9 protein-coding genes are annotated in these 12,384 nt (G+C 42.8%); 5 read left to right on the top strand and 4 right to left on the bottom strand.

Features of this window, described 5'->3' with window-relative positions:
• Positions 1–53: 53 nt before the first annotated feature.
• The 3 genes from E2H97_RS02335 to E2H97_RS02325 all read right to left on the bottom strand — a co-directional run bounded on the left by E2H97_RS02335 (position 54) and on the right by E2H97_RS02325 (position 4,578).
• On the bottom strand, positions 54–1,358 hold the full coding sequence (locus tag E2H97_RS02335) for a protein-tyrosine phosphatase family protein (protein WP_170308224.1): 1,305 nt from the start codon (positions 1,356–1,358) through the stop codon (positions 54–56).
• Between the two features lie 169 nt (positions 1,359–1,527).
• Positions 1,528–3,936: a ribonuclease R gene (gene rnr / locus E2H97_RS02330; RefSeq protein WP_133405634.1), complete on the bottom strand. Its 2,409-nt coding sequence runs from the start codon at positions 3,934–3,936 to the stop codon at positions 1,528–1,530.
• Between the two features lie 33 nt (positions 3,937–3,969).
• Entirely contained in the window at positions 3,970–4,578 is a 609-nt protein-coding gene (locus tag E2H97_RS02325; protein ID WP_133408547.1) for a tetratricopeptide repeat protein, read from the bottom strand.
• A 333-nt stretch (positions 4,579–4,911) separates the two neighbouring features.
• On the opposite strand from E2H97_RS02325, the gene E2H97_RS02320 reads away from it, so the two are divergent.
• The 5 genes from E2H97_RS02320 to E2H97_RS02300 all read left to right on the top strand — a co-directional run bounded on the left by E2H97_RS02320 (position 4,912) and on the right by E2H97_RS02300 (position 10,762).
• Positions 4,912–6,441 carry a Re/Si-specific NAD(P)(+) transhydrogenase subunit alpha gene (locus E2H97_RS02320; RefSeq protein WP_133405633.1) on the top strand — a complete coding sequence of 510 codons (1,530 nt, stop codon included), beginning with the start codon at positions 4,912–4,914 and terminating at the stop codon, positions 6,439–6,441.
• 11 nt (positions 6,442–6,452) lie between these two features.
• Positions 6,453–7,853 (top strand): Re/Si-specific NAD(P)(+) transhydrogenase subunit beta, encoded by a 1,401-nt coding sequence (gene pntB / locus E2H97_RS02315; protein ID WP_133405632.1) that lies wholly within the window; start codon positions 6,453–6,455, stop codon positions 7,851–7,853.
• A 201-nt stretch (positions 7,854–8,054) separates the two neighbouring features.
• Positions 8,055–8,930, top strand: coding sequence for a death domain-containing protein (locus tag E2H97_RS02310; protein ID WP_133405631.1), 876 nt, complete (start codon positions 8,055–8,057; stop codon positions 8,928–8,930).
• A 71-nt stretch (positions 8,931–9,001) separates the two neighbouring features.
• On the top strand, positions 9,002–9,451 hold the full coding sequence (locus E2H97_RS02305; RefSeq protein ID WP_133405630.1) for a hypothetical protein: 450 nt from the start codon (positions 9,002–9,004) through the stop codon (positions 9,449–9,451).
• 87 nt (positions 9,452–9,538) lie between these two features.
• Positions 9,539–10,762, top strand: a complete 1,224-nt coding sequence (locus E2H97_RS02300; RefSeq protein WP_133405629.1) for a sphingomyelin phosphodiesterase — start codon at positions 9,539–9,541, stop codon at positions 10,760–10,762.
• 54 nt (positions 10,763–10,816) lie between these two features.
• Here the strand turns inward: E2H97_RS02300 and lysS are convergent, their stop codons facing one another.
• Positions 10,817–12,325: a lysine--tRNA ligase gene (lysS, locus tag E2H97_RS02295; protein WP_133405628.1), complete on the bottom strand. Its 1,509-nt coding sequence runs from the start codon at positions 12,323–12,325 to the stop codon at positions 10,817–10,819.
• Between the last annotated feature and the right edge of the window lie 59 nt (positions 12,326–12,384).

Here is a 12,384-nt window from a genome sequence, read left to right as displayed (position 1 = left end):
TCAAAAAGAATGTAGCGATTGTAGTGTTTTTTAGTTTTAACCGCGAGTAGAAGTTAATATTTAGGTGTACTAGGCCTTCTCAACATAGGATCATTTGTGAGCCAAGCGTAACAAATATCCAATAATAATTTATATTGTTCTTCAGTTTGAACTGCTGTAGGGCTGCGTTTATCTCTCATATCTAACACTGTGTTATAAACCTCTTTTGTATAATTTTCTAGTGTGAGTTGACCACGATTGAATTTATCTAATAAATCAATGGCAGCTATCACAGTCATTGTTCTACCAACCCCTGCTTTACAATGGATAACTGATGGATAATTCTTTGTTTGAGCATGTAATGTCCGCACTAAGCGATTAAACTCAACAAGATTCATAACACCATGATCAGGCCAATTTTGTATATGAAGCCGAGAAACGTCTTGCTTAAAATCATCATGCTCAACTTGAAAAACCGTACTATCCAACCTGTGGGCTGTACGTTTGGTTATAAGCTTAGGGGCTTTAGGGTGTTCTTCGTGTTTAAATACTTTTTTACCTTTATCAGGATAGTAATGTTTACCTACCGAACTATCATCTCTCGAATTAGTTAAATCAATGATGTATCTCACCCCTTTTTGCTTAACCATGACCCAAAACATATACTGAGCCGTCTCGTCATCTAACGGGTATTGAGAAGCAATTATTGGCTTGCGCTCAGGTAATTCGATTTCATTGGCATGTAGAATATTTTTACCTCCAGGGATCTGTCCTCCTTTATAGTCCACTGGTTGCAACTCAACATTGGTATCTTTTGACGAGTATACACTGGTCTTATAACGTGCATATAACGGATCGGCAAGGTGTAACGGTTTAATGGAAGGATTGCCATAATACCTTCTTACTCTATCGACCATCTCTTCTTCTGCTGCCGCAAAACCACCCGCTGCAATCATATGAGTAGGTTTATAATCTTTTGCCTGTTTTGCTTCCGAAGAGGCTTGGGGTTTATTTACAGTGGGTTGCCCAGTGGTTGAAACGCTTTCGGCTTCTTCACCCTTTTTATCAGTATACGCCTGACTTTCTCCACTAGGTGTTGAGTTTCTTCTACGGCGTTGTGGCTTTGGTGGCGGCACTTCAGCATTGCCTTCTGCTCTTGAGCTGGAACTACTAGAGTCTGACTTAATTTCCCCATCAGGTATTAAGGTGCGGTTGCTCAGTAAAGTGTTGATACTTTCATTGGGATCTTGTTCAGTAACGTCAAATGGCTGAAGCTCTCCCAACTGCAACGTCGAATTTTCTCCTGAATCACGATCATCTAATGGACCGTTATCAATTGGTAAAACTGGTGCTTTGTTATTACTGGGTGGAGTTGCCATATTCCGTACCATTGTGGTGCATTGCACATAAACCTATACAAAAAGTTTATGTTACAAACATGGGAATACAACTTAATGATCGTTAATTTAATGTTTAATAATTTAGGGATTTTTAAATAAAAAAGCGCTCTAATACGAGCGCTTTGAAACCTAGCAAGATGAATTTGACTTAACGCCTACGTTTGGTTTTGGTTTTGGTTTTGGTTTTCTTTGCCTTGCCTGAAACTTTACTGCTTTTCTTTTTTGATGAGACTTTTGTATCGTCAGTCTTTCTTGAAGCTGGTTTACGCTTAGAACCTGACTTTTTACCGTCTCCTCGTTTAGCCCCTTCAATGTTAACTCGTTCTCTGGCTGTCAGCGGTTTACGTCTATTACTTTTACGGCGTTTAGGCTGAGCATCACCGTGGATCACTAGATCGATCATGCGATCATCGAGATTCACACTGGCAACTTGTACCGTGACTTCATCACCAAGTTGATACACTTGACCTGTACTTTCGCCCACTAGCTTTTGACGTTCATGATCAAAGTGAAAGTAATCATTACCAATGGTAGAGACATGCACTAAGCCATCAATGAATAAGTCATTTAAGCGAACGAACATGCCGAAATGAGTGACTGAAGCAATCACACCATCAAATACATCACCGACATGATCTTGCATAAACTCACACTTGAGCCAGTCCGACACATCACGAGTAGCTTCATCAGCACGGCGCTCACACATAGAGCAACTTTCAGCCAGCTTATCCAACTCATCAAGCTGGTAGTGATAACCGCCTTCTGGTGTCCATTTCTCTTTGGTGTCACCTTGCTCTTTCGCTAATAGATAACGAATGACTCGGTGTAAGATCAAATCCGGATAACGGCGAATTGGCGAGGTAAAATGCGCATATTGCTCTAGTGCTAAACCAAAGTGCCCATTGTTATCTGGGCTGTATACCGCTTGACGCATAGAGCGCAGTAACATCACTTGAATAAGCTCAGCATCAGGGCGATCGGTAATTTGCTCCATCAAAGCTTGATAATCAGCCGGTTGTGGCTCTAATCCACCACCAAGGCTTAAACCACGTTCAGCCAAAAAGCTCTTAAAGTTGGTGAGCTTCATATCAGATGGGGCTTCATGGACGCGGTATAGCACTTCGCCTTTGTGTTTTTTCACAAACTTAGCCGCAGCCACGTTAGCTAAAATCATACATTCTTCAATGATCTTATGGGCTTGGTTGCGATGGCGTGGTTCTATACGATCAATTTTACGTTGCTCATTGAAAATGAACTGGGTTTCCACCGTTTCAAAACCAATAGCACCACGTTCAGCACGTTTTTCCTCAAGTTTAAGGTATAAGCTTTGCAAACTTTGTAAGTGTGGAAGTAATGCTTGCTGAGGATGATCACTGACTTCACCTTCTAGCATGGCTGCTACATCCGTATAGGTGAAACGAGCGTGCGAATGCATGACGGCAGGATAGAACTTAAACCCAGATAAATTACCGCGATCGGAAATCGTCATTTCTGCCACCATACACAAACGATCCACTTGTGGATTGAGTGAGCATAAGCCGTTAGACAGCTTTTCGGGCAGCATAGGGATCACTTGCGATGGGAAATACACCGAGGTACCGCGAGCCTGCGCTTCTTTATCAATCGCCGATTCAGTTCTTACATAGTGACTGACATCAGCAATGGCGACCCATAAACGCCAGCCGCCGCTTTTTTTGCGCTCGCAATACACAGCATCATCAAAGTCACGGGCATCTTCACCATCAATGGTGACTAACGGCAGATGACGTAAATCCACTCGTCCTTGTTTTTCGGCTTCGGTAACTTCATCGGGGATACGGCGTAGTTTCTTTTCAATCAATGGCGACCAAGTGTGTGGCAGTTCGTAATTGCGAAGCGCAATTTCAATCTCCATTCCCGGTGCTTTATCTTTACCAATTACTTCGGTCACTTTGGCAGTGGCTTTAATGTATCGGCTCGGACGACGAGTAAGCTCGACGACCACCACATCACCATTTCGGGCGCCGTTTTTATCTTCTGGGGCAATGATGACTTCTTGCGTGATGCGTTTATCATCCGCCACGAAAAAGCCCATGCCGGCATCAAGATAATAACGGCCGACTAATGGCGCGGTTCTTTGTGTAGTTAAGCGGACGATTCGAGCGTCTTTTTTACCGCGTCCATGTTCAGCCGCTGGTTGTGCCAGCACTTTATCGCCGTGAAAGTACATTTGCATATCACGGGCTGAAATATAGAGATCATCGCCACCTTGATCGGGCTGAAAGAAGCCAAAGCCGTCTTTGTGCCCAAGAACGGTTCCGGATAATAAGTCCATACGCTCAGGTAAGCCGTAGCAACGGTTACGCGTAAATACTAACTGCCCGTCTCGCTCCATCGCTCTCAGTCTTCTTCTGAGCGCTTCCAGTTGTTCTTCATCAGTAATATTGAGCGCCGCAGCAATTTTTTCACGGCTCATGGGGGCAGTTTGCTTGGTTAAATGGTCAAGAATGAATTCTCGACTAGGAATTGGATTTTCGTACTTTTCTTGCTCTCGCTTTAAATGCGGATCTTGTGTCATTCAGTTTCCTTTATGGCGCAGGGTCATTTTACGTTACCTTCTTTTCTGCGCCCTTTTTACAATACTTGCTGGCATTTTAGTCGCCAATCGTTTCAATAATTTTTCAGCTTTATCTTTGCTGACTTTATCGTCAAATACATTGTGATACAGCAGCTTGTAACTCTGTTCATAATCAAAAGGACTGCCGTAGCCCTCATTGAGCAATTTCACCAATAACATTTGCGCTGGGATATAACCACCACTCGCCGCGGGTAATGCGTATTTGACTGCCGTTTCATTATTTTCTATGACGCGATCACCTTCGTCATAATAGCGTGCCAATCGAAATAATGCCTCATTACTGCCTTGGTTGGCACTGGCTGTTAGCTGTGTCATTCCGCGACGACTGTCTTGTGGGACACACGTACCTGTCAGCAGCATCTCACCCCATAAAAATTGATACAGGGGCTCTTTTAATACTTCAGCTCTGGCTTCAATATCTTCAACGAGCTGACAATCATCATGTTTCACTTGCTGTAAGTAACGATCTTGGTGGATCAATTGACTCAACTGTTTAACAGAATAGATATCAACCGCTTGTATTTCAGCCTTAACAGGAACAGCAGCTATGAGTATGAGAGAAATTAAGAATGTTCGCATCATAAATGAAATTGTTATCGTCTTCTTATTGAAGATCATCGACAGTATACCGCATTTCTTGAATGGCATTGGATAAATTTCACTCTAAGATACACAGTTATACCCACACACCTCCTACCTGTAACTTCGATTTTTGTGATTACAGCAACAACTTAGCCAACTTAATTCGCACCAAAGCGGCCAATAATGCAATGTATTTTCCCATTCTACGGTCTACAAAATATACAGAGTACAAATAACAAGCTAATCGTGATTGCTTTTTAAGCATGTCTACCATATTGTTGAAAACGCTTGTTTTTTACTCAGTAACATTTTCATTCAAATTAGAGAACCGCCATGCTTATTGGAATACCAAGGGAACAAGTCGGTGAACATCGAATTGCCGCGACTCCCAACAGCGTCAAGCAATTAATCAAATTGGGATTTGATGTTGTTGTTGAAAATGAAGCTGGAGTCGCCTCCAGTTTTACAGATAACGCCTTTACTGAAGCTGGGGCGAAAGTCTCAAGTGATGTTTGGCATGCTTCAATGATCTTTAAGGTCAATGCGCCCACTCCTGAAGAAATCAGTAAGATGCAGGCTGGCACAATTTTAGTCAGTTTCATTTGGCCTGCTCAAAACCCTGAGTTAGTTCAACTACTGGCCGATAAAGACATCACAGTTTTAGCAATGGATATGGTGCCGCGTATTTCACGCGCTCAGTCCCTAGATGCCTTGTCATCCATGGCTAACATCAGTGGTTATCGTGCTGTTGTTGAAGCGGCTCATGAATTTGGGCGCTTTTTTACAGGGCAAATTACCGCAGCCGGAAAAGTTCCACCAGCCAAAGTGTTAGTGATTGGTGCAGGCGTTGCAGGGCTCGCCGCCATTGGCGCAGCAGGCTCATTGGGTGCCATTGTTCGCGCCTTTGACACTCGCCTAGAGGTCGCTGAACAAATTGAATCCATGGGTGGTGAATTTTTAAAATTAGATTTTAGTGACGAACAAGGTGGTAGCTCAGATGGCTACGCTAAAGTGATGTCTGAAGAGTTTATCGCCGCTGAAATGGCACTATTTGCCGAGCAAGCTAAAGATGTAGATATCATCATCACCACAGCCCAGATCCCAGGAAAAACAGCGCCTAAATTGATCAGCAAAGCCATGGTGGACTCCATGAAACCCGGCTCAGTCATTGTAGATTTAGCCGCAGGTTCTGGCGGTAATGTTGAACCCAGTGTCGCAGGACGAAAAATTGTTACCGACAATGGGGTGACGGTGATTGGCTATACCGATTTAGCGGGTCGTTTGCCGACTCAGTCCTCTCAGCTTTACGCAACTAACCTCGTCAACCTGATGAAGCTACTTTGCAAACAAAAAGATGGTGAGATTGAGTTGGATTTTGACGATGTCGTCACTCGTAATATGACGGTTAGCCACGAACAAAGTATTTTGTTCCCGCCACCGCCTATATCTGTGTCAGCCGCTCCAGCTCAGCCTAAGCAAGAAACCATAAAACCTACCGAAGTCAAAGAAGAAAAACCGTCTTCAATGAAATATTGGTTCGCAGGGCTTGGCGCTCTTGCCTTTACCGCCATTGCAGCGACGGCTCCAGCGGCATTTTTATCACACTTTACCGTATTCGTGCTGTCTTGTGTGGTGGGCTATTACGTGGTGTGGAATGTCTCTCACTCGCTACATACGCCGCTAATGTCGGTGACCAATGCCATTTCAGGCATTATTGTCGTCGGGGCTTTATTGCAAATTGGTCATGGCTCAATCGTCATTAACCTTTTGGCATTTGCCGCCATTCTTATTGCCAGCATTAACATCTTTGGTGGCTTTACCGTCACTCATCGCATGCTGAAAATGTTCAGAAAAGATCAATAGCGGAGGTCATCATGTCTGAAGGGATCATTACAGCCGCTTACTTGATTGCAGCGGTATTATTTATTTTCAGTTTGGCGGGGCTTTCTAAGCAAGAAACGGCAAAACAAGGCAACATTTCTGGTGTTTTAGGGATGTCCATTGCACTGTTAGCCACCGTCTTTCGTCCTGATACTCTGGGCTTGGAATGGATTATCGCGGCAATGGTCGTAGGTGCCGTCATTGGTGTTTATCTTGCCCGCAAAGTGGAAATGACTCAAATGCCGGAATTGGTTGCCATGCTTCACAGCTTTGTGGGTTTAGCCGCGGTATTTGTTGGCTTCAACAGCTTTTTAGATCTACACCCAGTGGAAGGCCAAGCGCTTCATGTGTTAACAGGTGCTGAGTACACCATTCACCTCGTTGAAGTGTATTTAGGGATCTTTATTGGTGCAGTGACCTTTACAGGTTCAATTGTCGCCTTTGGGAAGCTTCGTGGCATCATCAACTCAAAAGCGTTAACCCTACCTCATCGCCATAAGCTCAATTTATTGGCTCTGTTAGTAAGCTTTGCCATGCTGATCCACTTTGCTGCAATCGAGCAAAGCGTCACAACGTTGATCATCATGTCAGTTTTGGCGGGATTATTTGGCTGGCATTTAGTGGCTTCCATAGGCGGCGCCGATATGCCAGTGGTGGTGTCTATGCTGAACTCTTACTCGGGTTGGGCTGCGGCAGCGGCTGGATTTATGTTATCCAATGACTTATTGATCATCGTCGGTGCCTTGGTTGGCTCATCAGGGGCAATTTTATCTTACATCATGTGTAAGGCAATGAATCGCTCCTTTATCTCAGTGATTGCTGGCGGTTTTGGTAACGATGTTCAAGTATCTAGTGGCGACGAGGAACAAAGTGAACACAGAGAAACCTTTGCAGAAGATGTCGCAGACATGCTGAAGAATGCTCGTAATGTGATTATCACCCCTGGATACGGCATGGCAGTGGCTCAAGCTCAATATCCTGTCGCAGAGATCACTCAGAAACTTCGAGACAAAGGTATTAACGTTCGCTTTGGTATTCACCCTGTTGCAGGACGCTTACCAGGTCATATGAATGTACTGCTTGCAGAAGCTAAAGTGCCTTATGACATCGTATTAGAAATGGATGAAATCAATGATGATTTTTCTGATACCGATGTGGTATTAGTGATTGGTGCTAACGACACGGTCAATCCTGCGGCAATGGACGATCCAAACAGCCCGATTGCCGGTATGCCTGTACTTGAGGTATGGAATGCGGGACAAGTCGTCGTATTTAAACGCTCGATGAATACTGGCTATGCGGGTGTACAAAATCCATTGTTCTTCAAAGACAACACACAAATGTTGTTTGGGGATGCCAAAGCAAGCTGTTTACAAATTTTAGATAAAATCTAACTGGCGCCTGTTCAGCATTGCTTCAATAAACATATAGAATAATTGGATATCCTTGGCAGCGACAACAAGTGGTATCCAATTATGAAAGCCACACTTAATAAGAGCGTTAGCTATAAGTCAGTAGCTTTATTTTAATCACTTAAGTTCAGTTGCAAGCCTAAACCTTAGTCACTCGCACTCAACCAATTAAGTGAGAAAGTTATGGCTGCTCATGCTGTAGATACAACAAGCTCTGTCCCGCCTGCGGCTCCTGCCTTACCCCCCTCTAAGCAACAAAAAACGTACAGAATGTCCGCCATATTTCCCTTTGTCAAATCTGAACTTTCATTCGATTTTTTTGCTCGGCTAGGAATTGGGTTTTCTCAATATCAGGGCTGGGACAAGCAGTACAGACACAATTCGGTTTGTGTGGGCTTAAAAGCACTCTCAACCGTCATGGCTAAGGGCACCAATGTTGATGGTATTATCCGTACGTTAAAAGCACTTAGAAAATTTAATGAAAGTGAACAGTTAGAGCATGCTCACCAAACTAATGGCAGTCAATTCTATCTTGAAACATCCAGTAGCTACTTAAATCCTTCAAATCAACAAGCCCCTCAAGAACAGCAAATAAACCCTGACTCAATATTTCAATACTTTACGGGGGAACAAAATAATTGGTGTTTGCTGGGAATACATTTAGACATAAGTGTCGATGAACTGTTGAACTATGAAGACGAGGAACGAGGTAACTGTGAATTTTGCCTTCAAAAGGTACTCAAAACGGCTTGTCAAGCTCATGCTCGATTCTCAGATCTACATCAAGCCCTAAACATCATCAACAAACATGATGCAGAAAACTTTTTACAAGCCTTTCAAGGAAATGAACAAGACTTTTATCTGACAGAGCCGAGTGCTTCATCTCATATTTTTGCAATGGATAAAGCCACTACAGAGCAACAGATTAAAATACTGTTAGCCGAAAACAAGAGCCTGAAGAAATCAGTTGCTGAACTTTCGAAAGTTGTGGCTCAACTCAAAACCGAACAATCGAGTTTAAACGAAAGAGTAAAATTACTTGAGAAAGCTGTTGGCTAGAGAGCTTCAATAGAGAATGTTACGAACACATTTCGTAATAAGTATTAAGTTTAATTCATAGGTACCTAAATATGAAACCTTTTAATTTTGCATCATTTCAAGTAATCGTGGCGCTTTTAGCATCACTTTTTCTAACATCAGCTCATGCTGATAACTATATTCACAGCTACTTTATCAACAACACACCAATTTCAGTATGTGGTATCCAACCTAAGACTAAGGCCGAGCTTAGTAAGATAATAAAAGGCAGTACAAGTAATGATACTCGAGGTTGTAGCATAGATGGAATTGATACCAAGCTCGTTCTTAAAATGATACAAGGGATCCCTAGTGTTGGGATCGACACACCACGCAACTGCATACCTACAGCCACTGAGCCAGAGCTGAGAACAATGACGATTATTGCGAGAGACAGCAATTTTGAACTCTCGACACAAATTATCGGTGATGAAATAGACTTTTCTGCGAGTTTAGCTCCAATGAATAATTTTCAATTTATTCCTAAGTCGACTTTTAGATAAAGAAGGTTGAACGCTCAGCTCTATTCAGCGTAGTTTAAGTCATGAATGCTATTAATGGACTTCTCTTTCCTTTAAGAGCAACATCCGATGAAACTTCAATTTGATCGCATATTTGGATTAATGACAGCTGTTTGTTTCTTTTTCCATCTAAACCTTGCCCACGCTGAGTTATTTAACACTTATATTGCCAACAACACCGATAAAGAAATCTGTACCGTTCCAGCTCTGAAAACCCAGCCATTCTTTAGTATTAGTGATGGTGCTTCATCTGAAGACTGTCTTGTCGATAATGTACAAATTTGGATTGGACTTTCGATTAAAAATAATAGAGTTCAAGCAAGCATTAAAACGCCAGATACCAGCTTGCCATTTTCCGATTCAAACTTGATCCGCCGAGTTAATATTCATGGACAACATGGTAATTATGAGATTGCGGTCAAAGCCAGTGGGGACAGCGCAACATTTGCCATCACTCCCCTCCCAAACAAGTCGCTGATCACAGATGCTAACAAACTCTCCATATTGACTTACAACTTATGGGGAACCAGCATTTACGGAGCAAAAAAAGTCTCAACCCGTTTTGCTGAAATGCCAAAATACTTTCATAACTACGATGTATTGGCATTTGAAGAACAATTTGATGTAGCGCCAACACAAGCACTCCACAAGGCATTAAAGTCTGAATATCCTTATCAAACAACTAAACTAAAAAAAGCGGATAAACCACTTCAAGCTGGAATTTACCTTCTTTCTCGCTACCCCATCTTAAAACAAGCTTCAATGATTTATAACGCATGTAACGGTTTACAGTGTCTTACTTCTAAAGGCGTGATTTATGTAGAAATCATCAAGAATGGCCAGAAATATCATATCTTTGATACTCACACTCAATCAGGTACTTCGGCTAAGGACGTTCAAGCACGTATGCAGCAAGTCGTTGAGCTTGAAACATTTATCAAATCTCAACAAGTACCGGATAAGGAACCCATTATTATTTCAGGCGATTTTAATATTGATATGATACATGAGCAGGAAAATTATACAGACATGTTGACCCTACTTAATGTCACACATCCCGACAGTACTGGTTATCCATTAACGTACGATAAAGATGTAAATAAATGGTCTGATGATGAGCACAGCTATGTCGACTACCTGATGTATGACAATGCTCATTTACTTCCTATTTCATCAAGCCTTAACGTCATTGAGCCAAGAAGCACAATCGCACCTCTCTGGAACTATTGGGATCTATCCGATCACTTTGCCGTTGAGGGTGTATTTGAATATGCCACGCCATCTCAAAATTAATCCATAAAAAAGCCCTGAATTAATCAGGGCTTTGAATATCTACTTAATTGGCAATTAAGCTTGTGCTTGAGGACGCATTGCTGGGAACAAGATCACATCACGAATCGTGTGAGTGTTAGTAAATAGCATCACCAAACGGTCGATACCAATACCTTGACCCGCTGTTGGTGGCAGACCGTGTTCTAGTGCAGTGATGTAGTCTGCATCGTAGAACATGGCTTCATCGTCACCCGCATCTTTGGCTTCAACTTGTGCTTTAAAGCGGTTGTCTTGATCTTCTGCATCGTTAAGCTCAGAGAAACCATTTGCTACTTCACGGCCCCCAATGAAGAACTCAAAGCGATCAGTGATGAAGTGGTTTTCATCATTACGACGAGCCAATGGAGAAATATCCGCTGGGTAACCGGTTATGAAGGTCGGTTGCATCAGTTGAGGCTCAGCCGTTTCACCGAAGATCTCTTCAAGCAGCTGACCACAGGTCCAGAATGGTTCTACTTCGATGTGCAAGCTCTTAGCCAACTTACGCATGAATTCGACATCTTTCACTTCTTCGTAAGTCATCGACTGAATGGTTTCATTGTCAGGATTGTAATGCTTAATTGCTTCTAACATACTCATACGAGCAAATGGACCACCAAAGTCTACCGTGTGCTCACCGTAAGGCAGCTTAGTTGAACCACACAGTTCTTCAGCAATTGAACTTAGCATTTCTTCGGTCAGATCCATGAGATCTTTGTAATCAGCGTACGCCATATAGAATTCCATCATGGTGAACTCTGGGTTATGACGTGGCGACAGACCTTCGTTACGGAAGTTACGGTTGATTTCAAATACGCGCTCGAAACCACCTACAACCAAACGCTTCAAATAAAGCTCTGGTGCGATACGCAGGTACATTTCGATATCCAGCGCATTATGGTGAGTGATGAAAGGACGCGCAGAAGCACCACCAGGAATGGTGTGCATCATTGGCGTTTCCACTTCCATGAACTCTTTTTTCACCATAAAATTACGGATTGCCGTAACCACTTTAGAGCGCATTTTGAACGCTTCACGAGACTCTTCGTTTACGATCAAATCAACGTAACGCTGACGGTAACGCATTTCTTGGTCAGTTAGACCGTGGAACTTTTCAGGAAGTGGACGCAGTGCTTTAGTGAGCAACTGATACTCTTCCATGTTCACGTATAGGTCACCTTTACCAGAAAGGTGAAGCTGTCCTGTAACACCAATGATGTCACCAATGTCTAAACCTTGGTACTTAGCTTTCAGTTCTTTTTGAACTGGCTTACCCGCATAAGCTTGAATACGACCGCTTACGTCTTGGATCACCAAAAATGGACCACGCTTGGCCATAACACGACCAGCGATAGAACGTTGAATACCCATTTCTTCTAGCTGCTCTTTGCTGTATTCGCCATACTCAGCTTGAATATCAGCGGCCTTGTGTTTTCGATCGAAGCTGTTTGGGTGACCATTAGCAGGACAAGTTTCGCGAATATGCGAAAGCTTTGCACGACGCTCAGCAATGAGCTTATTTTCATCTTGGACGTGTTCAGTCATTTTCTTCTCTCGAATAAACCTTAAAAATGTAGTTGTATAATTTACAAGTTAAATTGCCT

The sequence above is a fragment of the Parashewanella tropica genome, from assembly GCF_004358445.1.
Classification (GTDB): domain Bacteria; phylum Pseudomonadota; class Gammaproteobacteria; order Enterobacterales; family Shewanellaceae; genus Parashewanella; species Parashewanella tropica.
This window is presented reverse-complemented; position numbering and strand designations above follow the sequence as displayed.

Excerpts from the sequence above, each read along its gene's own strand:
- E2H97_RS02335 (WP_170308224.1), bottom strand. The coding sequence starts at position 1,358 with ATGGCAACTCCACCCAGTAATAACAAAGCACCAGTTTTACCAATTGAT.
- rnr (WP_133405634.1), bottom strand. The coding sequence starts at position 3,936 with ATGACACAAGATCCGCATTTAAAGCGAGAGCAAGAAAAGTACGAAAAT.
- E2H97_RS02325 (WP_133408547.1), bottom strand. The coding sequence starts at position 4,578 with ATGATGCGAACATTCTTAATTTCTCTCATACTCATAGCTGCTGTTCCT.
- E2H97_RS02320 (WP_133405633.1), top strand. The coding sequence starts at position 4,912 with ATGCTTATTGGAATACCAAGGGAACAAGTCGGTGAACATCGAATTGCC.
- pntB (WP_133405632.1), top strand. The coding sequence starts at position 6,453 with ATGTCTGAAGGGATCATTACAGCCGCTTACTTGATTGCAGCGGTATTA.
- E2H97_RS02310 (WP_133405631.1), top strand. The coding sequence starts at position 8,055 with ATGGCTGCTCATGCTGTAGATACAACAAGCTCTGTCCCGCCTGCGGCT.
- E2H97_RS02305 (WP_133405630.1), top strand. The coding sequence starts at position 9,002 with ATGAAACCTTTTAATTTTGCATCATTTCAAGTAATCGTGGCGCTTTTA.
- E2H97_RS02300 (WP_133405629.1), top strand. The coding sequence starts at position 9,539 with ATGAAACTTCAATTTGATCGCATATTTGGATTAATGACAGCTGTTTGT.
- lysS (WP_133405628.1), bottom strand. The coding sequence starts at position 12,325 with ATGACTGAACACGTCCAAGATGAAAATAAGCTCATTGCTGAGCGTCGT.